Origin of the sequence: Bacteroides sp. CAG:189, from assembly GCF_000432295.1 — a bacterium.
Classification (GTDB): Bacteria; Bacteroidota; Bacteroidia; order Bacteroidales; family Bacteroidaceae; genus Bacteroides; species Bacteroides salyersiae.
In genome coordinates, this window is record NZ_HF991121.1 from 19,332 (window position 1) to 43,077 (window position 23,746).

The following is a 23,746-nucleotide window of genomic DNA, read 5'->3' on the forward strand; positions in this document are numbered from 1 at the left end:
CAAGCAATGGTGACGCTTTTGATTTTTCATATATTTATAAGTTCCGTACGGAAAGAACAGTAAAATATCAAAGTTTAAAGTATATCATACGGGTGGAAGCTATTGGCGATTTATTTGCTATTAAGTTCTATGCAGCACGTGATGGTAAATTAGATAACAAATACAATCGTCTTATTCAAGCATATAACTATTCACAAACATTACGTATCTTTCTGACTTGTGCAAGTGTTGTCCCTTTGATACTGTCTGACCATCCATTTGCTTCGTTTGTTATCAATGGTGCGCAGACCATAGATAAGAAGTCGGATAAAATTGAAAGTAAAGCAAATAATCAACGCTTTAGGTTATATAAATACGTTGCTGAACATTTGTTTGGTGATTCTATCTTTCAGGACTATGAGTTTCCGGAAGTTAGTTCTTATCTTATCGTTAATCGGAATAGTTGCCAAGATGTAGAACAGAAAAAGAATGAGATCAAGGAACGATTATTTAATTTATATGATATTGATATTTAAACTGTTCATAAAAATCAACCGGACTGTTTTTGGCAAGATTTCAGTAATTGCTCAGCCTTTTCTTTTTTTCGCTCTTTTTTTGTCCTAATATGTCTATAATCTTCTGTTTATCTTTTTTAGCCCTCCATTTTCTGTACTTCGAAAAACTATTGTTACCTTTGCCACACTAACTAACATTACGTAATAAAAAGTAAAAATATGGCAACACCTCCGTTTAAGTATCAGCCCATGTTCGAGCATGGCGAAGATAAGACTGAGTATTATCTGCTTACGAAAGACTATGTATCGGTAAGCGAGTTTGAAGGAAATCCGATTCTGAAAGTGGCGAAAGAAGGTCTGACAGCTATGGCAAATGCTGCATTCCGTGATGTGTCGTTCATGCTTCGCCGTTCGCATAACGAACAGGTAGCGAAGATCCTGAGTGATCCCGAAGCAAGCGAGAATGACAAATATGTGGCACTTACTTTTCTGCGCAATGCGGAAGTGGCATCCAAAGGTGTACTTCCTTTCTGCCAGGACACCGGTACGGCCATCATTCATGGTGAAAAAGGACAGCAGGTATGGACCGGATATTCCGACGAAGAAGCCCTTTCGCTGGGCGTTTACAAAACTTATACGGAAGAGAATCTGCGTTATTCGCAGAATGCTCCTTTGAATATGTACGATGAAGTGAATACCAAGTGTAACCTGCCTGCCCAGATTGATATCGAAGCAACGGAGGGTATGGAATACAAATTCCTTTGCGTAACAAAAGGTGGTGGATCTGCCAATAAAACTTATCTGTATCAGGAAACAAAGGCTATCTTGAACCCTGCTACGCTGGTTCCGTTCTTAGTCGAAAAGATGAAAACCCTTGGTACGGCAGCCTGTCCTCCTTATCACATCGCATTCGTAATCGGTGGTACTTCTGCCGAGAAAAACCTGCTGACTGTGAAATTGGCTTCTACTCATTATTATGATGAATTGCCTACTACAGGTAATGAGTACGGACGTGCTTTCCGTGATATCGAACTTGAAAAACAGGTACTCGAGGAAGCTCATAAGATCGGCCTCGGTGCACAGTTCGGCGGTAAGTATCTGGCACACGACGTACGTATCATCCGCCTGCCCCGTCACGGTGCATCATGTCCCGTCGGTTTGGGAGTTTCTTGCTCTGCCGACCGTAACATCAAATGTAAAATCAACAAGGATGGTATCTGGATTGAGAAACTCGATGAAAATCCGGGCAGTTTGATTCCTGAAGAACTTCGCAATGCCGGTGAAGGCAACGTAGTGAAGATCGATTTGAACCGTCCGATGCCGGAGATTCTGAAAGAGTTGACTAAGTACCCGGTGGCTACCCGTTTGTCGCTGAACGGTACGATCATCGTAGGACGTGACATCGCTCATGCCAAATTGAAAGAACGTTTGGATCGTGGTGAAGATCTGCCTCAATATATCAAAGACCATCCTATTTATTATGCCGGTCCGGCAAAGACTCCTGCCGGTATGGCTTGCGGTTCTATGGGCCCGACTACTGCCGGACGTATGGACCCGTATGTAGACCTGTTCCAAAGTCACGGTGGAAGTATGATTATGCTTGCTAAAGGTAACCGTAGCCAGCAGGTGACCGATGCTTGCAAGAAATACGGTGGTTTCTACCTCGGTTCTATCGGTGGTCCGGCTGCTATCCTCGCTCAGAATAACATTAAGAGCATCGAATGCGTGGAGTATCCCGAATTAGGTATGGAAGCTATCTGGAAGATCGAAGTGGAGGATTTCCCGGCATTTATCCTGGTAGATGACAAAGGCAATGACTTCTTCAAACAGATTAAGCCGCGTTGTGCAGGTGGTAGTTGTGATGGCAAATAATATTCATATTGCGTCGTTGTACGACCTGTAACGACTGAAATAATTCCGGGCATCTGTATCTTCTTATTAAGTACAGATGCCCTTTTTTGTAATAAAAACACTAATACATATCATGAAACAAGCACCGATTGAGCTACAACAAAAAAATCACATTGTCTGGCTGGATGTCGTGCGACTGATAGCCATGTTTACCGTGGTCTGTTGCCATTGCACCGATCCGTTCAATTTCTATCCAGGCACAGCCTCCAATATTGATGAAATAAAATTCTGGGGAGCGGTTTACGGAGCAGTCCTGCGTCCTTGCGTTCCACTGTTTGTAATGATTACGGGAGCTTTACTCTTGCCCGTACGCGGCGATGCCTCCGTGTTTTATAAGAAACGTATTCCACGTGTATTTTTTCCGTTCCTCATCTGGTCCGTGCTTTACAATCTTTTTCCGTGGATAACGGGAGTATTGGGCTTTGAACCGCAGGTTATACTTAATTTTTTCCCTTATGCCGGTGAAGAAGTGATGCGTCAGTCCTTCTCTGTGGCTTTGGAGTATATATCGCAGATTCCTCTGAATTTTTCTCCGATAGCCGTACACATGTGGTACATCTACTTGCTGATAGGGCTTTATCTTTATCTGCCGATCTTCTCGGCTTGGGTAGAAAAAGCGTCCGATCGTGCCAAGCTCTGGTTTCTTGCAGCTTGGGGAGTCACCTTATTATTGCCTTATTATCACCAGTTTGTTGCTTCGTATCTGTGGGGCACATGTTCCTGGAATGCGTTTGGCATGTTCTATGCTTTTGCCGGTTTCAATGGGTATCTGCTGTTGGGGCATTATTTGAGAAAATTAGATTGGTCTTTGAGTAAAACTTTGGCTATCGGTATTCCGATGTTTGTTGTCGGTTATGCGATTACTTTCTTCGGTTTCCGTTATATTTCTTCACTGCCGGAATATACGGACGAAATGTATGAACTCTTTTTCACTTATTGCTCCATCAACGTGGTGATGATGACGATTCCCGTGTTTATGCTGGCGAAGAAAGTACAAATCCGTTCGGAGAAAGTACAGAAAGCTTTGGCTAATCTTACCCTTTGCGGTTTTGGCGTCTATATGGTGCATTACTTCCTGACAGGGCCGAGCGTAGAGTTGGTACGTGCCCTCGGTGTACCCGTCCCGGTTCAGATTCCGGTAGCGGCAGTGATTGCTTTTGCCGTATCATGGCTTATCGTTTGGGTGATCTACCGTTGTTGCGGAAAGAAAGCAAAATATATTGTGGGATAGAGTAAAAATGTTCTCAATTCTTTTTAAGGAGTGTGTCAGAAGGATTACTGTTGATACGCTCCTTTTGTATTTCTCTGCTAAGCGTTACTTTGAATAGCTGATTATTTTCTTTATCCGGTATTCGTTACTGTATTCATTTAATGAATATAGCCAGTTCAGATACATATCGGTCGGCATTTTCCGGTATCCCAGACGATGGATTTTGGCATATAATTCATTCATGTGTTTTTGGGAAGTAACCGAAGGGCTTCGTTTATATTGCTCTGCAATGATTTGTGCTTTTAGCAATAGCGCATTGATGTAATCCGGATAATATTTCAAGGCAGTGTCACAACATTGTACAATGAAATGCCCGTCTTCGGTTCCATATTTATGCATGTATCCTTGCGCCAGATCAGTCAAGCATAGTGCCACTGATTGCTGTACGGAAAGTGTATCCATGTATATGCCGTTTCTTATTGCATCCAGGTGTATGTATCCGGATGCTGTCAGCCAAGCGTCGGTTGGAAAATCCGCACAGGTTAATTCTATATTGTACCATCCGGCACGTTTGTTCCATGCTTTTATGTACATATGATTCGGTGCCAATGAAAGCCAGCACTTTTCACCGAGCTTATCCATGATTAATTTGTATAGTAGTGGCATGGAATGACAATTTCCCTTTCTTGTTTCCATCATATACGATACGAACATGCTGCTCCAATTTTGACGTCCGGCATAATCATCGAAGTTGTATTCGAAAGGCAGATGTGCTACCACTGTATCTCCTATTTGCATAGGAATAGAATCCGTCATGAATACGAAAACAGCACATTGTGCTTTGGCAGCTTGTTCGTCTCCCTGTCCTTCGTATCGGATGTCGCCGGATTGCATAATTCCTCGGCAGAAATTAGCATACCATTCTATCTGATGATTGAAAACCTCTTCGTTCAAGTTATCGTTGTAATAAGCGTTTTCGACAGCATAAACAGCTTTTTGAAGATTCAAAGAATCTTTGCCGGAAAGCATGTTGGCAAGTGTTAATTGCTCTTTGAAGTAGGCGGCCTGGGAATATACAGGGTATGCAGTTACGATTAATAATGCGTACAATAACCCGATTGCTTTTATCAGTCTTTTCATCCTATATTTCTTTTCTTTAGTTTTGATACATCTGAAATTAACTTTGGAACCAGTATCTTTACTGAAATAATTAATGCTTTCATGTTTATCTTTAGGAGAGATAAAACTATATCATTTTCTATAAGCACTTTCCTGATATTATACTATATATGAACTACTTATTAGCGATTTTGATGCAAATGTTTGCTGATTTTTATAATTACTTCAAGAGGTATTTCACCTTCAGATTTTACTTCTTTACCATCTAAATCAAAGCAAATCACATTGTTTACATTCGTATTCCCCTTAGGAACATTAACTCCCTGAGGTGCATTCATCAATATACCGTTGTCTTCAAAATAAACTTGAATTGACTCAAAAGGAATCTTTTTATAGTTATCTTTGAATAGTTTGTAATCATAATATAGTACTAAATTTTTCTTTTTTATAATAAAGACTTCTGTCCCATATTTATTCCATAAATATAATTTCAATAAATAACCTGAAGAAAGAAAACCTACTGTACAAGTGATAATGAAACCAAAAGGAATACCTTCACTGGTTGTAGCTAAATATATACAGACTATTATTGGAATAAAAAAGATTGAAAGTGCAAAAAATAAAATAATACTTAGTATACCTTTTTTTGCTTTCTTTACATGAATTTTCAAAGAAATGCCATCTGACAATTCTAATTCATAGATTGGGGTTAGCGATTTTTTTGTTTCCATTGCTTATATCCTATACTTCTTTCTTATGCATTCTATTTGATAATTATGGAGAAATGATTTTGGAGGAATGGCTAATTATTCGTGTCTATTATTGGGGATATTGATATTTATAACATTCCTTTTCTGATTACAATAAAATTGATGGAATCTCGAATTTGAAAAACTATCCCATAAGGATCATAAATGGTTGCGGACTGATCATCATAACTATAAAATCCGGGCAAACTATCGTGATAAGATAATAATTTGCTTTTGTCAATATATTTGTTTCCAATATTTTCTTCGCCATAATATACAAAGGCATATTCTCCAATATAGGTGTATCCTTTAATGTTTTCTTTCGGGTAAAATAAATCAGCTTGCATTGCTACATACTCTTTTCCTTCTTTTGAATAAAAATAACAACAGAGGACTTTCTTTTCAATGGGGAGAATATTGTCTAAACTTTGTATGTATTGTCTAAAGGTGTCGATTGCTAATATCATTGGTGTACTAAAAACAATATTTTCATGTTTTAATGTATCATAAAGTGATGAATTGCGAGTTTGAACTATTGGTTCTGTTTTTGTGCTATTAGTGCAACTTAAACTAATCAATATAATTATGGCTGTTGATAGTATTGTTCTCATATTTTATTTTTTAGGTACTATGAAGCGTAATCCTGTATTATTGGTTACTTTTTTTATATAAATGTTAGATTTCCAAGGAGTATACTGATATATAATTTTAGATTGTCTATGGTAAACATAGTAAGTCGGTGGTGTTGTCCCTTGTTCTTTGGCCTTTTGATAGTTGTTTGTGACAAATTTCTTGTCTCCTCCTCCTATGATATAGCCTGATCCTCCTTCTGTACCGTCATGATCAGGATGGCTATGCATATCAAAATATTGATTGGCGATTGTTAGTCCTTCTTCACTATTGTCTCTTGGCAGCACAGTGTTATTAATATTTTGGGTATGGAGTACATATTGTCTTCCGTTTTTCCCTTGATAACCTGATAATCCCCATTCCACTTTTGTGTTATTGGCAGCAAATATGTAGACATCACCAACTTCATGAGAATTTGTAATGGCATAGCTGCCATCATAATCACTCCTGTTTCTTCCTTCAGCAAGTTGGTCAAAAATAGTTCTATCAGAGATACTGATTGAAGCACCCGTTCTTTCACCATCTTGATTAAGTGCGTACATTGTATGTTTTTCACTTTCTTCAATCCATTCTACTGTCCCATCATATCTCAGTTCCCAAACATCTGTTCCATCTGGGTCGATAAATCTTACCGGATTATTCATGCAATACACATAAGGACTGATTGAATAATATTTTTCACATAAAGGATCAATCGACATGCTTTGTAATTCCGGTTTTAGTTCTATCAACGAATCTGCATCCTCTACAAAGCCGACTACCTTGTTTGTCTTCGTATTAAACAATACCTCCCCAATTTCTACAATTTCTTCCAGATCGTGAAATTCTTCTTTCTCCCCGAAAGTATACACATCGGCTTTATACCCCAAACGTGCAAATGGACTCTGCAATTCCGGTTTTAGTTCTATCAACGAATCTGCACCGTTTACAAAGCCGACTACCTCGTTTGTCTTCGTATTAAACAGTACCTCCCCGATTTCTACAATCGTTTCTTGATCGTGAAATTCTTCTTTCTCTCCGAAAGTATACACATCGGCTTTATACCCCAAACGTGCAAATGGATTTCCTTCGGAGTGCTGGGCTTGTAATTTCAAACAGGCTGCAATTACCAGTATGATAAATCCCGTAAATTTCTTTATATCCATATTTTGTTTAAGATTGTTATTTTACTGTTTTCTTTTACAAAAAAGGCGGGGTTTTAATTTTCAAACAGGTTGCAATTACCAACATGATAAGTCCCGTAAATTTCTTCATATCCATATTTTGTTTAAGATTGTTATTTCACTGTTTTTCTTATAGTGGGTTGGGCATGTCCGTCTTCTTCTTTTTTAAGTTTCTCTACATGGCGTAACCAACGTGCATAGATTTCTTTAGGCATATCCTCATAGCCGCTGTTGTCAATTTCCTTATAGAGCTCATGCATACGTTCATAATGTTTATAAGCTTCCGGTGATATTTTCTTTAATGTTTCCGGGTGGCGGGCATTCAACAAACGGGCTATTTCCAAAGTTAATCTGGTTTCATAGTCGGCTTCCATGATTTTATTATAAATATCATGAGGTGAATAGGATTCCGCCGTATGTAAACAGTCCAAAATAAACGGATCATAACCATATTTCATGAGATAATATTGCCCCAGCGTGGTAAGAAGAGAAGCAACCGTTTCTTTCTTGCTTAGTGGGTTCATATATAGTTTATTGCGTATGGCTTCACTTTTGATATAACTACTGTTCATATAGTGATAGTCACTCAAGATGGAGCGGCAAGTAAGCTCCAGATTATACCAGGCTCCATTATCATCCTGTATTTTCACAAACGAATGTTGAGGAGCCAAAGCCAAGTAAGCTTTTGCACCTAACCTTTCTGCTAAAATCAAATAAAGAAGAGGCATCGAATGACATTGCCCTACATTGGTTGTCAGTAGGGTATTTACAAAATGACTGGTAAAATTCTTTTGGCTGTCATAATCGTCCAAATTGTATTTCAGGGGATAATGTGTGACCGTCTTTTCTGTTCCGGGTTGCCGGATATTCAAGGTATCGGTGAGCAAGCTGAAGATAGCCATATTTTGTGCCAGTCCGTCATGTGGATTGAGTTTTAGTTCTCTCATTCTCCATTTACAATAGTCTGCCTTTTCACTGATACTCTTTTGAAAATCGTTAAAGTTTAATTGGTTACTGTTGTCGATTTCCTTATAGAGCTTATGCATATGTTCATAATGTTTATAAGCTTCCGGTGATATTTTCTTTAATGTTTCCGAGTTGCCGGACATTCAAGGTATCGGTGAGCAAGCTGAAGATAGCCATATTTTGTACCAGTCCGTCATGCGGATTGAGTTTTAGTTCGCTCATTCTCCATTTACAATAGTCTGCTTTTTCACTGATACTCTTTTGAAAATCGTTAAAGTTTAATTGGTTGTTCAGGAATGCGTTTTCTATCAGGAAAATAGCCCGTTCCAGATTTAGAGTAATGGAGTCATGCAACATGTCGCTAATTTCTTGATAAGCAGAACGGAAATATATGCGTTTTCTATCAGAAAAATAGCCCGTTCCAGATTTAGAGGAATGGAATCATGCAACATGTCGCTAATTTCTTGATAAGCAGAGCGGAAGTATTCTGTGCCGGGGATACCGGCTTGGGATGGGAAGCCGTTTTTGGTCAGAGAGCTCGCTATGCTGTAACATTCTTCTATTTCTCTCATCATGGCGGTTGCCTCCTCACGGAAATATTCTGTGCCGGGGATATTGGCTTGAGATGGAAAGCCATTTTTTGTCAGAGAGCTCGCTATACTGTAACATTCTTCTATTTCTCTCATCATGGCGGTTGCTTCCTCTATCTCTTGCTGTACTCTTTGTCTCCGGCGTATCAGTTCATTGGGGTCGTATATATTGTTTTGCTGTTTACTTGGGGTAAAGGGAGCAGATGGTCCGGGGGAAGACGGGAGATTAATGTTTATTCCATAAGTATCCATCGCATTAGGGACGGGTACCGGAATACCCGGTAATTGAGCATAAGAATAACAACTACATAATAAAGTAATGAGGAGTATGGTTAACAATTTGTTCATAGCAGTTGATAATGGTAATATTTGCAATGTTAAGAATTTATTGTTACTTGATCAAGAAAAGTATGAAAAAATGATTGATAATTAGTGAAATGCTTTAATAATGTATCTTTTTCTTGTCTTTTATTATTTATCAGAAAGCGGAATGGGAGAATTATGTTACAATGATATTGCTATTAATAATTCAATAACCCCTGACTAATACTTCTTTTTCACTTTTACTTTATCAATATTTTTGTATCCATATAAATAATTGTTACAAATGAAATATGTTGTACTATCTATGGCAGTGAAATATACAGTATCGTTTCGAGTGAAAACTATTCCTCTTTCATTCTCACCACCAATTGATAAACCCGGTTCAGGACTATGTTGTATGCTATAATAACTACCATCTTTATTGATGTCGTCGCACGATATGGTATATTCAACTCCACCAATAAAAAACTTCCAACTATCCATACGAATACGTTTATCAATTTCAATATATTGTACAAAAAAAAGGTACACTAAAAAAGAAGATAAAAAAGCATTAATCACGAAAAAAGGAGTGTAATATATTTTGATAAAATAGAATATACCGGCAATCATTAAATTGGCTAAAAATACCATAGGAATAATGAATAATAATATGATAGTCATACTTTCATCAGGTTGGCTATACAACGTCCAACAACCAATCATAATTATATCAATTACCAATAAGATCGACAGCGTTATGATACTCTTTTTAGAAAATAGTGCTTTCATTGTATACGTAATTTAATATGAAACAAACTTTCCATCTATAAATTGATAACGTCCCTCTGGAAGATTGGTTATTTGGTCATAAAAATCCATGATCGAGTGACCTTGCTTTTTATCCGATCCAGTCCATATTTTGTTTAAGATTGTTATTTCACTGTTTTTCTTATAGCGGGTTAGTCATGTCCGTCTTCTTCTTTTTTAAGTTTCTCTACATGGCGTAACCGACGTGCATAGATTTCTTTAGGCATATCCTCATAGCCACTGTTGTCGATTTCCTTATAGAGCTTATGCATATGTTCATAATGTTTATAAGCTTCCGGTGATATTTTCTTTAATGTTTCCGAGTTGCCGGACATTCAAGGTATCGGTGAGCAAGCTGAAGATAGCCATATTTTGTACCAGTCCGTCATGCGGATTGAGTTTTAGTTCGCTCATTCTCCATTTACAATAGTCTGCTTTTTCACTGATACTCTTTTGAAAATCGTTAAAGTTTAATTGGTTGTTCAGGAATGCGTTTTCTATCAGGAAAATAGCCCGTTCCAGATTTAGAGTAATGGAGTCATGCAACATGTCGCTAATTTCTTGATAAGCAGAACGGAAATATTCTGTGCCGGGGATATTGGCTTGAGATGGAAAGCCATTTTTTGTCAGAGAGCTCGCTATACTGTAACATTCTTCTATTTCTCTCATCATGGCGGTTGCTTCCTCTATCTCTTGCTGTACTCTTTGTCTCCGGCGTATCAGTTCATTGGGGTCGTATATGTTATTTTGTTGTTTACTTGGGGTAAAGGGAGCAGATGGTCCGGGAGAAGACGGGAAATTAATGTTTGTTCCATAAGTATCCATCGCATTGGGGACGGGTACCGGAATCACCGGTAATTGAGCATAAGAATAGCAACTACATAATAAAGTAATGAGGAGTATGGTTAACGATTTGTTCATAGCAGTTGATGATGGTAACATTTGCAATGTTAAGAATTTATTATTAATTCATCGAGGGAAATTTGGAAAAACACATAAAGATTAATGAAAATCAATAGGATGAAGCTTCTTGCTCTGTTTTTGTAGATGTTGTGTTTGATTTTGTTTCCCCGTATGAAACGAAAGGTTTCTTTCGGAGAAACCATTGGTTCCATACGGATGAAACGAAGAGTTCCATACGAACGAAACCAACAGTTCCATGCCGATGGAACCATTGGTTTCAATAAGTAGAAACTATCTGATGTGTTATGATAAAAATCCCATTATTTACAGTAGGTGTACTAACTGCAAATAATGGGATTTAATAATTTATATATTGGGGAGGATGATTACTTCTCTAATTTCTTCTTCCACTCTTTGTACTTTGCCAATACTTTCAGACCTCCATTGTTGTACCAACTATAACCATTACGGCGTTCATAACCGATTTCGGAGATATCATATTTCTTAATTCCGTCACGGTCACAGAAGAAAGGGCGGTTGGTCTCTAATTCGTAGAAACGGGCCCATAGTGGTTCACAATCTGTACAAGGTACCATTCTGTAGTCTTTCTTGCCATCTGCATTGGTGAAATACTCTTTCTTTATATTTTTTATTTCCGATTCCTTAAACCATTCGATAGCAGCATCGATGGAAGCAATCATTTCCGGAGTCGGTTTAGATAAGGACATAAGGAAGAGTACGATATCGTCTGATTCTTGTCCGCTTAGCGAAGGAAGTTCGTAGGCGCGTGCTTTGGCAGGAGCAAGTGTTTCGCGGTCGTGCTGTGCACACCATACGGTGAGTTTGCCATTTTGTTTTACTTGGGTTTTCAAAATGCATTCCACTCCTTTGTCCAAAGCTACCTGTGCTTGTTGCCGTGCCGCATCGGGAACGAAAGTATAGGGAGCTTTCGCTTTGGTTATATCTCTCAAAAGCTTCATCACATTGATCATGGCGTCATCATTGTATGTGATATGGATGTAATACCCTTTGGGACGTGGATAGAATTGTGGCCAACCTCCATTTTCATATTGTGCTTCGAAGAGATATTGTAGTCCACGGAGGAAGGCATCTTTGTATTTTTCATCTTGAGTTGCCAGATAGATACGGGCCAGATAATTCATTTCTGTGATGGTAGCACGGTTGTCGATTGTGCTTAAATTCACGTTCTCTTTCATCTTGAGAGCATCTTTACGTTCCTGGTCTGTCAGTTCGGCCGCCATATAAATGTTTTTAGGCCATCCTCCGGTAATTTGCTGATACAGTAATACATTGTCGGCAATGCGGATGGCTTCCGGCGTTTTAAAAAATGCATCGTCAAATTTCGGTGCAATCTTTACCCAGTCTTTATATGGGTGTTTCTCTTTGTAATTGGTGTCCGTTTGGGCAGAAAGACCTGTCAGAAAGAAGCATGACAGGGCAATTAATAAAATTTTCTTCATGGTTTGCTGTTGTTTATTACCTTATTGTATGTGGCAAAGATAGGGGAAAACAGGGGGAAGAAGAGGTAAATATTGTTTTATGTGGGAGAAAAAATGATCACTTATACCTAATCCCTATTCCATGTATTTCAATACCTTGCCACTAATCTGTAAAAGTGAAATCTCGCACAGCTTTGTATCATATTCAGCAGAGAGTATTCGTTCTTCGGCATCCAGTAGGCTCTTTTGAGCTTCACGCATTTCGATACCGGCGAGGTCACCGAGCATATAACGTTCCATAGCTATCTCATGGTTTTCTTTGGCGGCTATAAGATTTTGGCGTTCCAGATTGAGCAATTGCAGGTTATTGCGATAAGCTTGCCACAGGTTACTGATGTCTGCCCGTAATGCTTGTTCCAGTTCTTGACGTTGCAGACGGGAATTTTTTACGGCAATGCTGGCATTGCGTTTTTCACGCCGGCGGTTTCCGTCGAATATATTAAAACCGATGGTCAGTCCGCCATTGAATCCCAAGTTCCCCCGTTGACTGTTGGAAGCTATGTCGTATTTATTGAAAGTATATCCGTAACCGGTGTTCAGTTTCAGGTACGGATAATTACGTGAATTTACTTTTTTATAGTCCAGTTGGGCAATGGTAGTATTCTGATCGGCTTTCAGTAAAGACGCATTGGTTTGCAGCGTGGCATTCCATAGCTCCTCAAAGTTCAGATGGGCGTTTACTTTGATGATGGAGTCTTCGATGAAGAGCGGCTGGTCTACATCCGCATTTGCCATCAGCTCATTCAGATTGATACGGGAGGTATGCAGCAACTCCTGCTGTTTCATATATTTGGCACTGTCTGCATTAAAGTCTACTTTGGCTTGCTGATAGTCGAGACGGGAGAAGTTACCGATGTGATAGCGTTCTTCCACGATGCGGAGCCGTTCTTTAGACAGTTTTACGGCATAGTGCAAATTGGCGAGACGTATTTTTTGCTGGACAAAGTTATAGTATTCTGCGGCAAGGCTGGCCACAAAGTCTTCGATGGCTATACGGGTATTTGTTTCGCCTTGTAGCTCCAGTTCCTTGAGCTTTTGGTAGTTGGCCTGAATGTTGAAGCCGTCGAAAATAGTCCAGTTGAGATTAAGCCCTACATCGATTGTTTGATCGAATACACCGTTTTCTTTGATTGTTTCTCCGCTTTCACGGACTTTCGTTCGGGTGTTGTCTACAGTTCCTTTGTATCCGGCACTGAAATCGAGCGTAGGCAGATAGCCGGCATTTCCTAACGTTGCATTGTTTTTGCTGACCTGCTCTTCATTATGGGTGATGCGCAACGAATAGTTATTCTGTAGTCCTTCTTCCAGACAGGACTTTAAAGTATATACTTGTTTCTGAGCCTGTCCGGTGAGGAGCAGGCTGCAAACGATAGCGAGCATTAAGATTCGTTTCATGATTCTCTTAACTTATTACGGTTCGTTGAAATATAGCTGTATATGGCAGGGACGATGTACATCGTCATCAGTGTGGAGATCAGCATACCGCCTACTACTGCCGTTCCCATGGCGATACGCTGGTTGCAGCCTTCACTGGTGGCAAAGGCAAGTGGTATCAGTCCCAATATGGTAGATGCACTCGTCATTAGGATAGGGCGCAGACGCTGTAATGAAGCATCTTTGATGGCGTTCATTTTATCTTCACCGCTTTCCTGTTTTTGGTTGGCGAACTCCACGATAAGGATACCGTTTTTAGCCACCAATCCGATGAGCATGATAATACCGATCTGGCTGAAGATATTCATCGTTATTCCACCGAAGTACATAAATATCAGTGCACCGGCAATGGCGAGGGGCACGGTCAGCATTACGATTAACGGGTCTTTGAAGCTTTCGAACTGAGCAGCGAGGATCAGATAGATCAGGAAAATAGCCAATATGAAAGCAAACATCAGACTTGATGAACTTTCGCGATACTCTTTGGAGTCTCCGGTCAGTGCGGTACGGAAAGAGTCGTCCAATGTCTCTTTGGCTATCTTATCCATTTCGTCCAGCCCCTGACCGATAGTTTTTCCTTCTGCCAATCCTGCGGAAACCGTGGCCGATGCAAAACGATTGTAACGATACAGTTTCGGAGGGGCGATACCGTTTGTCAGTTCTATGAGGTTGTCGAGCTGTACCATATCCCCTTTGTCACTTCGCACATAGATGGCTTTCAGATCGGCCGGTTTATTGCGTTGCTGGCGATTGATCTCACCTAAAATCTCGTATTGTTTTCCGTTCATGTAAAAGTATCCCATACGTTGTCCGCTCAGACCGTATTGGAGTGTCTGGGCTATGTTACGGGTACTGACTCCCATGATACTGGCTTTATCACGATTGATATTGATACGGGCTTCGGGCTTGCTGAATTTCAAATCGACATCGGCCATTTGGAATACCGGATTTTCATAAACCTTTGCCATGAATTTCGGCAGTACCTCTTGCAGTTTTTCCAGGTTGGTGGCTTGCAATACATATTGTATCGGCATGCCACCGCGACGTCCGCCGAAAGATGAGGACTGCTGCACGAAAGAACGCGCCATTGTTTTTTTCTGTACGGCTTTTGATAACTCCTCGGCTACGTCCATCTGAGAGTAATCTCGGTCTTTCATGTCTTTCAATGTGATACGCACGTTTCCGCTACCGCTCGAAACGCGGGCTGTCACAGATTCCGCATCGGGAATGATCGAATCTACCAAATCATTGATATCTTCTGTATAATCCCGTATATATTCGTAGGTTACTCCTTCTGCTCCGCGTGTATTTATACTGATTTGTGAGCGGTCTTCAAGCGGAGCCATTTCTGCCGGAATGTATCCCCATAAAAAGACAATGATACCGATGGTAACGGCGATAACCGGAAGTGCCAACCAGCGCTTTTTCAGGAAAGCTGCCAGTGAACGGCTGTAAATGCGGTTTATCCCTTCGAAAAAGGGTTCTGTTTTCCTGTAAAACCAATTCTGCTTTTCACGTTTTATCAATAGCTTGGTGGCAAGCATCGGTGTGAAAGTCAATGCGGCGAAAGAGGAAATGATAACCGATCCTGAAATAACCAAGCTGAACTCACGGAAGAGTTTACCTGTCATACCATCCATGAATACGATGGGGAAGAATACGGCTACCAGTGTGATGGTGGTGGAGATAACGGCAAAGAAAATTTCTTTTGCTCCCTCGATACCGGCCTCTTTAGGTGCCATTCCTTGTTCGATACGCACATAGATGTTCTCTGTCATTACAATGGCATCGTCTACCACAAGTCCCACCGATAGTACGACGGCAAGCATGGAAAGCACATTGATGGAAAATCCTGCCAGATACATGACGAAAAATGCACCGATCAATGAAACGGGGATCACGATGCAAGGCACGAGTGTTACGCGCCAGTCACGTAAGAAGAGGAAGATAATGATGATGACCAATATGAATGCTTCGTATACAGTCTGTTCGACCTCATCGATAGAAGCACGGATAAATTTGGTATTGTCGAATCCGTAATTGTAATGTACATCTTCGGGAAGGTCTTTTTGCATCCTTTCCATACGGTCGTACACGGCATCGGCTATTTTGATATGGTTAGCTCCCGGTTGGGGGATGACTACCACACCTACCATCGGAACGCCGTTCATCTTCATGTAGCTCTTTATATCTGCCGGGCTTAATTCGGCACGACCGATATCGCTGAAACGCACAATCTGGTTGTTGTCTTCCTTGATGATCAGATCATTAAACTCATCTGCCGTATGCATCAAACCTAAAGTACGGATCGTCAGTTCTATCGTATTTCCTTCAATGCTGCCTGAGGGAAGTTCCACGTTTTCATTGTCGACTGCATTTTTCACGTCTACGGGAGTGATACCGTAACCGGACATCTTGATCGGATCGAGCCACAGACGCATGGAGTAGCGCTTTTCACCCCAAATGGATACACTGCTCACATCTGATATTGTCTGAAGTTGCTCTTTTACAGTGAGGTCGGCTATTTCACTCAGTTCCAGCAGCGATCGCCGTTCGCTTTGGAGAGCTACCATCAGGATCGGCGTAGCGTCGGCATCTGCTTTCGATACCGTAGGAGGATCACAGTCGCGGGGAAGATAACGTTGTGCACGCGATACTTTGTCGCGCACGTCATTGGCTGCGGTTTCCAGATCGACGGACAATTCGAACTCTACGGTAATGCGGCATTGTCCCTGCTGGCTGACGCTTGAAAGCGAGCGGATACCGGGAATACCGTTGATGTTCTGTTCCAACGGTTCGGTAATCTGATTCTCGATAACATCGGCATTTGCACCGGGATAGGAACAGGAAACCGAAATGATAGGATTATCTACCGACGGATATTCACGGACGCCGAGATAGCTGTATCCGATGAATCCGAAGAGAAGGATAATGAGGGTTAATACCGTCGATAATACCGGCCGGCGTATACTTAATTCGGATATATTCATAAGGCGGCAGGTTTAATCGATGTTATCAAGAGTTACTGGTAATCCTGTACGGAGTTGCAAGGTTCCCGAAGTGATGATTGTATCGCCTACTTGCAATCCCCGCAATACTTGCACTTCTGCTTCGGTACGGATACCGGTCAATATTTCCACTGGTTGCGCTTTTCCGTCTTTATAAAGATATATTTTATCTTTACCCATTTCCGGTACGATCGCTTCCGAAGGTACTGCAATGGCATTCGGAATCTCTTCTTTTTTCAGATGGACACTGACGTATCGGCCAGGGAGTATGCTCCCGTTGCTGTTCGGATAAAGTGCGCGTACGGTAAGGGTGTGCATATCACTGATTTTAGACTCTGTGGCATATACTTTAGCCGGGAATCCGTCCAGTTTTCCTTCCAGGTTGAAAATCAGGTTCGCTCCTCTTTTCACTTCTCCGGCATAGCGTTCCGGAACGGAAAATTCTACTTTCAAAGGGGAAATTTTTGTGAGTTTTGCTACAATGGTGCTGGGAGAGGCATATGCACCGACACTGACCTGGCGCAAACCTATCACTCCGTCAAACGGTGCACGGAGTTCCGTCAGTGCGATATTGGCTTTTACGATATCTATGTCGGCATTCAGGGTAGCCAGTTCTGTTTTTACCTGTTCGTAAGCCTCTTTACTTACGGCGTCTCTTTCAAGAAGTGCATTCTGACGAAATACGCGGTCTTCCGCCAGTTTCAGTTGGGAAACGAGACGTTGAAGTTGGGCTTGCAACTGTCGGTCGTTGACTTTGGCCAGTAACTGTCCTTTCTGAACGGTACTACCTTCGTCAAAGTTTATTTCTACAATCTTTCCGGATGTTTCGAATGAAAGGTCTACCTCTTCATCCGGCAGCAGGCTACCGCTAATCCGGATTTCATCAGTAAGCAGTTGCGGTTTGATAATCCGTGCGTTTACATTTAGAATTCTCTTGTTCCCTTTCTGAGCTTTGGATACTTTATCGGCAGCAGCCAATTCTTCATTTTGTTTAGGCATTTGAGAGTAGATGCCACCTCCTATTAATCCGGCACCTACAAGAATAATAATACCCCATTTAATTCTCTTGTCCATGTATGTTTTATGTTATATAGGTACATGTGGCAGTGCACCTGTTAAATATAGCAATTGATAATCTTGTAGGTTAGACAGGAGTATGGCAGGAAAGTTTAATATGTGTAGCGTGAAAAAGAGTTAATAAATTAATAGGCTGCTCGGTATTTTCTTTCCTCTTTATCTTCGAGCATATTGAGGTAGGAGGTATAGCGTGATTCGCTGATATAGTGCTGCTCTACGGCTTGTCTTACTGCACAACCCGGCTCTTGACGATGGGTGCAGTTGTTGTATTTACAGTCGGCAGAAAATTTGAATATTTCGGGGAAGTAATGTCCGATTTCTTCTTCTTCCATGTTGAATGTTCCGAACCCTTTGATGCCCGGAGTATCGATGATATACCCTCCTCCTTCAACGGGAAACATTTCGGAGAAAGTGGTGGTATGCATTCCTTTGTTGTGATAAGTAGATATTTCTGCCGTTTTGACTTCTTGTCCCGGAAGTATGGCATTGATAAGTGTGGATTTTCCTACTCCCGAATGTCCGGAGAAGAGCGTAATCCGTCCTTTTAATTCTTTTTGAATGGCATCGATTCCTTGTTTGCTTTTAGCGGAAATCTTAAAGCAGGGATAGCCGATATGGGTATAAAGGTTAATGAGACTGTCTAAATAATGAAGTTCATCTTCATCATATGCATCGACTTTATTGAATACCAGTTTGACAGGTATACGATAAGCTTCCGCCGAAGCTACAAAACGATCGATAAAGATGGTGGATGTTTCGGGGTAATTGATTGTCACCACCAGCATGCATTGGTCAAGGTTGGCGGCGAGAATATGTGATTGCTTGGAAAGATTCGAAGACCGGCGGATGATATAATTCTTTCTATCTTCTATTTCGTTAATGAATGCAGTACCTTCCTGGTTCAGTATAATTTGCACCCGGTCGCCTACTGCCACAGGATTTGTGCTCCGTATTCCTTTCAGACGGAAATTCCCCTTTATCTTACACTCGATAAATTGTCCGTCATCTGTCCTGACTTGATACCAGCTTCCTGTATTCTTTATAACTAATCCACGCATATTTTATTTAGTTGAAAGTTGAGAGTTGAAAGTTGAGAATTCTTAGATAGTTGAGAGTTACCCGTCACTTAAAAGTGGAAAATTACTTATGCAATCACGCTGAATAGTAACTTTCAACTTTCAACTCTCAACTTTCAACTAAATTTACACTGTCATTATCTCCTTATCCTTTTCAGCCAGCATGTCGTCGATCTGCTTGATATACTTATCATGGATCTTTTGCAGTTTGGCTTCGGCATTCTTTTGTTCATCTTCTGCAAGACCTTCTTTAACTGCTTTTTTCAGTGTATCTATACCGTCACGGCGCGCATTGCGTACACTGACTTTGGCTGTTTCACCTTCGGCCTTACATTGTTTTGCCAATTGTTTACGGCGTTCTTCAGTCAACGGAGGAATACCGATGCGGATGATTTCTCCATTGTTTTCGGGCATGATACCCAAGTCGGAATCAATGATTGCCTTTTCGATAACCCGGAACATGCTTTTGTCCCACGGCTTAATCGTGATACTACGCGCATCCGGCGTAGTTACAGCTGCCACGTTACTGATTGGTACCATACTTCCGTAAGAATCCACACGGATTCCGTCCAATAGTCTCGTACTTGCTTTTCCGGCACGAATATGAGCCAATGCCTCTTCCAGGTACATGATGGCCATATCCATTTTCTCTTGTGAATCGTTGATACAAGTCTTAACGTCTATCATATCTTTTAGTTTTTATAGTTTTGCTATTTTTACTGAATATAGAACAAAAGTAGATTATTTTTTGCTTATCTGCAAATATACTGTTAATTATGCACGACTGTACCGATTTCTTTTCCTTCGATGACTTTCTTCAGATTTCCCACGGTGTCCATATCGAATACTACAATCGGCAGATTGTTTTCTTTGCACATGCACGTGGCTGTGAGGTCCATTACTTTCAGGCCGCGCTTCAACACTTCATCATAGGTGATGTCATTGAATTTTGTAGCAGTCGGGTCTTTCTCCGGATCGGCCGTATAAATGCCATCCACCCGTGTGCCTTTCAGCATGACGTCTGCTTCTATTTCGATGCCACGGAGAGAAGAACCGGTATCAGTAGTAAAGAAGGGGTTTCCGGTTCCGGCAGACATGATCACGATTTCTCCGGCTTCCATATATTCAATGGCTTTCCACTTGCTGTAGAATTCGCCTATCGGTTCCATACGGATAGCTGTCAGTACACGGGCTTTCACACCGGCTGCCACCAATGCCGAACTAAGGGCAAGGCTGTTCATTACGGTAGCTAACATCCCCATCTGGTCTCCTTTTACGCGGTCGTATCCTTTACCTGTACCGGTCAATCCACGAAAGAAGTTACCACCGCCGATTACGATTCCTATCTGTACTCCTTGTTCATGAATTTCTTTGATTTGGGCTGCATACTCTGCCAGTCTTTTCTCGTCGATACCGCTTTTCTTTTCTCCCATCAAGCTTTCACCACTGAGCTTTAATAGGATTCTCTTGTATTTTGTCATAAGATATATATTATTTAGTTTGTGCAAATATAAGGAATATAAATGAATATCATATTGTTTGGCTTACAGGATGTGAGAAATATGTAATCGGGGACTGTTTGTAATTTACGGAAAAGAGGGGTTGTCTGCCCGGCTTCGGATTGAGATAATTGTAATAACATTTGGGACAATGCTGCAAAGCGGTATAAGGGATATTGCCTTTCTTTGGAGGTCAAAAAAATAATTATTTATGAAGAATAGTATTAAATTGCTTTTAACGGGAGTGGTTTCTGCATTATGTGCAGGGATTCTCCGAGCCCAGGACAGTTGGCAGTCGCAACTCTTAAAGGTGGCCGGTGACGGAGCACTGACTTATATTCAAAATGCCGACGGATTTGTTTTGCCTGATTTCAGTCAGGCTGGATATAGGAATGGAGAACCGGTACCGATAATAGATATGCCGGACCGGACGGAAACGATCAGTCCGCTGCCGGATGTTGCTGCGGATAATACGGCGCACATTCAGGCTGCCATCAATAAGGTAAGTGCTCGTACTAATATTACTACGGAAAAAGTGATGCCGGGTGATTATAGTTTCAGTGTGGCAGATGCGGATGCCTACAAAGTGGGGTATCTTATTTGCGTGAAGTATCCCACGACGACGGCTTGGCTGGAGGCTGTGTGGCATGGTGGGAACTCCAAACGGAATACGGATGAATCGATGAAGTGGAAAACGAGTGATGTAGACATGTCTTATCACCGATATATCAAGAAGATAGAAGGGAATGTCGTTACATTGGATGCGCCGTTGTACTACACGCTCGATAAGACTTATGCACAAGCCTATATAAGATAAATAATATTACGACTATCCGTCATAATATCGGTATCGAGAATTTACACATCTCTTTCGAGCGTACTCCAGCCAGTTCGAAAGCGAACGTCGATCAGAATTGTATCTATATGAGTTCATTGGAGAATAGCTGGGTGAAAGGGGGGACTATGACCGGGTTTATCCATGCCGGTATCTAATATACAGAATGAAGGTAGGGCAACTTACTCCACAAAGGTCTATGCAAAATAGAGATCTGTATAAAAAAAGTAGAATCTAAACGGACTTTCTAAGTAGTGGGAAAGATATTCAGGATTTTTCTTGAAAGGAAAGCCTGTATGATTCCGCGTAGAAAAAGGTAGATGAGAAAGGCCATCCATAAGGCGTGATTTCCCATCAGGCTATGGAAGGAATAATAAGTGGCAAAAAAGCAGGTGGAAGCTATAAACATAGAAACAAGCATTTGCCGGGTAGCTGTGGCGCCGATAAAGATACCGTCCCAAAGAAAAGCGGAAAATCCGGCAAGAGGAATAGCAAGCACCCAATAAAAATAATTTTCTGCTTCGTTGATAACATCGACTTCATTGGTGAGTAATCCGAGAAAGGATCTACCGCCAATAGCGTAAAGCAGGGTAAAACATAGAGAAAGTCCGATGCCCCAGCCAAACAGTTGCCGGACAGTCTGATGAAGGGCTGTCCGGTTACGGGCACCGATATACTTACCGGCCAGAGCTTCGCCGGCATAGGCAAAACCGTCCATAATATAAGAGAAAAGGGTGAATAGTTGCATTAACAAAGTGTTCACGGCAAGTACGGTCTCACCTTGTGCGGCTCCGGCAGATGTGAAAAACATCGTGACGATTACCAGACAAAGGGTACGGAAGAAAATATCACGGTTCACCGAAAAGAAACGGGACATAGCCTGCTTTTGCCAAATGCCTTTTATGGCAATACGTTTACGTAGCGGTTTGTAATGGCGCATCCATAATAGGAGAGCCATCAGGAATCCGGCGTATTGGGCTATGAGTGTGCCTAAGGCGACTCCTTCTACTTTCATATTCAGTAGGTAGACAAAGCTGAGGCTGGCTATTATATTCACGATATTCTGTGTGATCGCGATATACATGGGAAAACGTGAATTCTGCATCCCGATAAACCATCCTGCAAAACCATAAAGTCCGAGTACGGCAGGGGCACCCCAGATACAGATACGAAAATAGAGAGTTGCCAGATTCTCTACTTCACGGGTAGTAGTGATAAGGGTAAAAGCTGTTTTTTGTATGGGATATTGGAGTAGTAGCAGGCAAAGCGCAATCAGCAATCCTATGCCGACAGATCGTAACAATAAGCGGGTAACTTCGTCCAAATTGCGTTGCCCGTAGGCTTGCGAGGTCATTCCGCTTGTTCCCATACGCAGAAAACCGAAAATCCAATAAATAATATTGAATAACATGCCTCCTATGGCAATTGCTCCGATATAGGCGGCGGAACCTAAATGACCTACGATCGTGACGTCGATCAGCCCCAGCAGAGGGACTGTTATATTCGAAATAATAGAGGGTATTGCTATCTCGAGGATGCGTTTGTTTCCGGTGTTGATCGATCTCTTTTTATCCATTTGAAGGCAAAGTTATATTAAAAAATATATATCATGAAATTTAACTGAACAATAACGCTATTTAAATAGTTCGTAATAAACAAATGAGAATAAAAATCATTATCTTTGCAGAGCGCTTAACTAAATAAATATTAATGAGATGAAAACCTTAACTTTGCTATTTACTTTTTTAATTTCTTTTCCGTTGGCACTTTCGGCTCAGTCCGCCGAAGATGTACTGCAGAAGGTTTCGGTGGCCATGACTGCCGAACAGTGGGAGCAAGCGGTCAGTTTGTTCCGCCAGGCTATTCAGTTGAATGCTGATAAGTCGGAGATGTTTTATTGGACAAGCGTTGATAAAGCTAGCAGTGTGGGTACTAAAATGGCTCAGGAACTTGCTTTTCATTACAAAACTATGCGGAATTATGACAAAGCCTACCTCTTCTGTAAAGAAGTGCTTCAAAAGAATCCTAATGACGTGAAGTGGCTTGCTGCCTGCGCGGAAACAGAAGTGTGTCGTGGAAAAGAAAAAGATGCCTTGCTGACCTATCAGAAGGTACTTTCACTGGATGTAAATCATTTGGCCGCTAATATATTTGTCGGAAACTATTATTATCTGATGGCGGAGCAGGAAAAGCAGCAACTGATGCGTGATTATAAAAAGATCAGTTCGCCTACCCGGATGCAGTATGCCCGTTATAAAGACGGATTAAGTAAACTTATGACAGATGGCTACGGTAAGGCGAAAGAATATTTACAGAATGTGATCCGACAGTTTCCCTCTGCAGAGGTAATGAAAACGCTGGAGAAGATAAAAAAGATGGAAGCGGAAATGAAATAGCTGCTTAAGGTATCTGAAAAGGCAGACTGATTGTGTTTTTGTGCAATGCGAAG

The 23,746-nt window shown here is 41.1% G+C and carries 22 protein-coding genes; 5 read left to right on the top strand and 17 right to left on the bottom strand.

Annotated elements, in window-relative coordinates; translation table 11 throughout:
• The first annotated feature begins 92 nt into the window (after positions 1-92).
• From QVP90_RS17285 to QVP90_RS17295, 3 genes are all read left to right on the top strand, one after another.
• Positions 93-515, top strand: a complete 423-nt coding sequence (locus tag QVP90_RS17285) for a hypothetical protein (RefSeq protein ID WP_021937117.1) — start codon at positions 93-95, stop codon at positions 513-515.
• A 198-nt stretch (positions 516-713) separates the two neighbouring features.
• On the top strand, positions 714-2,366 hold the full coding sequence (locus QVP90_RS17290; protein WP_021937118.1) for a fumarate hydratase: 1,653 nt from the start codon (positions 714-716) through the stop codon (positions 2,364-2,366).
• A 112-nt stretch (positions 2,367-2,478) separates the two neighbouring features.
• The gene (locus QVP90_RS17295; RefSeq protein WP_007478773.1) at positions 2,479-3,636 is read left to right on the top strand and encodes an acyltransferase; all 1,158 of its coding nucleotides are present in this window, start codon (positions 2,479-2,481) and stop codon (positions 3,634-3,636) included.
• A gap of 84 nt (positions 3,637-3,720) precedes the next feature.
• Here the strand turns inward: QVP90_RS17295 and QVP90_RS17300 are convergent, their stop codons facing one another.
• From QVP90_RS17300 to pyrH, 16 genes are all read right to left on the bottom strand, one after another.
• Positions 3,721-4,755, bottom strand: a complete 1,035-nt coding sequence (locus QVP90_RS17300; RefSeq protein ID WP_005926017.1) for a hypothetical protein — start codon at positions 4,753-4,755, stop codon at positions 3,721-3,723.
• 161 nt (positions 4,756-4,916) lie between these two features.
• Positions 4,917-5,465 (bottom strand): hypothetical protein, encoded by a 549-nt coding sequence (locus QVP90_RS17305; RefSeq protein WP_007478771.1) that lies wholly within the window; start codon positions 5,463-5,465, stop codon positions 4,917-4,919.
• 107 nt (positions 5,466-5,572) lie between these two features.
• Positions 5,573-6,094, bottom strand: coding sequence for a hypothetical protein (locus QVP90_RS17310; RefSeq protein ID WP_021937119.1), 522 nt, complete (start codon positions 6,092-6,094; stop codon positions 5,573-5,575).
• A 3-nt stretch (positions 6,095-6,097) separates the two neighbouring features.
• On the bottom strand, positions 6,098-7,258 hold the full coding sequence (locus QVP90_RS17315) for a JAB-like toxin 1 domain-containing protein (RefSeq protein WP_021937120.1): 1,161 nt from the start codon (positions 7,256-7,258) through the stop codon (positions 6,098-6,100).
• Positions 7,259-7,389: 131 nt separating this feature from the next.
• Positions 7,390-8,322 (bottom strand): hypothetical protein, encoded by a 933-nt coding sequence (locus QVP90_RS17320; RefSeq protein WP_021937121.1) that lies wholly within the window; start codon positions 8,320-8,322, stop codon positions 7,390-7,392.
• 13 nt (positions 8,323-8,335) lie between these two features.
• Complete coding sequence (locus QVP90_RS17325) at positions 8,336-8,599, bottom strand: hypothetical protein (protein ID WP_021937122.1); 264 nt, start codon at positions 8,597-8,599, stop codon at positions 8,336-8,338.
• Entirely contained in the window at positions 8,575-9,180 is a 606-nt protein-coding gene (locus tag QVP90_RS17330) for a hypothetical protein (RefSeq protein ID WP_021937123.1), read from the bottom strand. The genes QVP90_RS17325 and QVP90_RS17330 overlap by 25 nt, the downstream gene beginning before the upstream one ends.
• A 195-nt stretch (positions 9,181-9,375) precedes the next feature.
• Positions 9,376-9,927 (bottom strand): hypothetical protein, encoded by a 552-nt coding sequence (locus tag QVP90_RS17335; RefSeq protein WP_005926005.1) that lies wholly within the window; start codon positions 9,925-9,927, stop codon positions 9,376-9,378.
• A gap of 303 nt (positions 9,928-10,230) precedes the next feature.
• Positions 10,231-10,866, bottom strand: a complete 636-nt coding sequence (locus QVP90_RS17340) for a hypothetical protein (protein ID WP_264380762.1) — start codon at positions 10,864-10,866, stop codon at positions 10,231-10,233.
• A gap of 368 nt (positions 10,867-11,234) precedes the next feature.
• Complete coding sequence (gene pelA, locus QVP90_RS17345; RefSeq protein ID WP_005925997.1) at positions 11,235-12,329, bottom strand: pectate lyase; 1,095 nt, start codon at positions 12,327-12,329, stop codon at positions 11,235-11,237.
• Positions 12,330-12,443: 114 nt separating this feature from the next.
• The gene (locus tag QVP90_RS17350; protein ID WP_005925994.1) at positions 12,444-13,763 is read right to left on the bottom strand and encodes a TolC family protein; all 1,320 of its coding nucleotides are present in this window, start codon (positions 13,761-13,763) and stop codon (positions 12,444-12,446) included.
• The gene (locus tag QVP90_RS17355) at positions 13,760-16,792 is read right to left on the bottom strand and encodes an efflux RND transporter permease subunit (RefSeq protein ID WP_021937125.1); all 3,033 of its coding nucleotides are present in this window, start codon (positions 16,790-16,792) and stop codon (positions 13,760-13,762) included. The genes QVP90_RS17350 and QVP90_RS17355 overlap by 4 nt, the downstream gene beginning before the upstream one ends.
• A gap of 12 nt (positions 16,793-16,804) precedes the next feature.
• Positions 16,805-17,884, bottom strand: a complete 1,080-nt coding sequence (locus QVP90_RS17360) for an efflux RND transporter periplasmic adaptor subunit (RefSeq protein WP_005925988.1) — start codon at positions 17,882-17,884, stop codon at positions 16,805-16,807.
• A 128-nt stretch (positions 17,885-18,012) separates the two neighbouring features.
• Positions 18,013-18,945 carry a ribosome small subunit-dependent GTPase A gene (rsgA, locus tag QVP90_RS17365; RefSeq protein ID WP_021937126.1) on the bottom strand — a complete coding sequence of 311 codons (933 nt, stop codon included), beginning with the start codon at positions 18,943-18,945 and terminating at the stop codon, positions 18,013-18,015.
• A gap of 144 nt (positions 18,946-19,089) precedes the next feature.
• Positions 19,090-19,650 carry a ribosome recycling factor gene (gene frr / locus QVP90_RS17370; protein WP_005925982.1) on the bottom strand — a complete coding sequence of 187 codons (561 nt, stop codon included), beginning with the start codon at positions 19,648-19,650 and terminating at the stop codon, positions 19,090-19,092.
• A gap of 83 nt (positions 19,651-19,733) precedes the next feature.
• Positions 19,734-20,444, bottom strand: a complete 711-nt coding sequence (pyrH, locus tag QVP90_RS17375; RefSeq protein ID WP_021937127.1) for a UMP kinase — start codon at positions 20,442-20,444, stop codon at positions 19,734-19,736.
• Between the two features lie 229 nt (positions 20,445-20,673).
• Here pyrH and QVP90_RS17380 point away from each other — a divergent pair, with 229 nt between their 5' ends.
• The gene (locus QVP90_RS17380) at positions 20,674-21,279 is read left to right on the top strand and encodes a hypothetical protein (RefSeq protein WP_021937128.1); all 606 of its coding nucleotides are present in this window, start codon (positions 20,674-20,676) and stop codon (positions 21,277-21,279) included.
• Between the two features lie 265 nt (positions 21,280-21,544).
• On the opposite strand, the gene QVP90_RS17385 is transcribed toward QVP90_RS17380, so the two are convergent.
• Positions 21,545-22,873, bottom strand: a complete 1,329-nt coding sequence (locus QVP90_RS17385) for an MATE family efflux transporter (RefSeq protein WP_021937129.1) — start codon at positions 22,871-22,873, stop codon at positions 21,545-21,547.
• A 139-nt stretch (positions 22,874-23,012) separates the two neighbouring features.
• Between QVP90_RS17385 and QVP90_RS17390 the strand changes: the two genes are divergently transcribed.
• On the top strand, positions 23,013-23,693 hold the full coding sequence (locus tag QVP90_RS17390; RefSeq protein WP_007478759.1) for a tetratricopeptide repeat protein: 681 nt from the start codon (positions 23,013-23,015) through the stop codon (positions 23,691-23,693).
• Positions 23,694-23,746 lie beyond the last annotated feature (53 nt).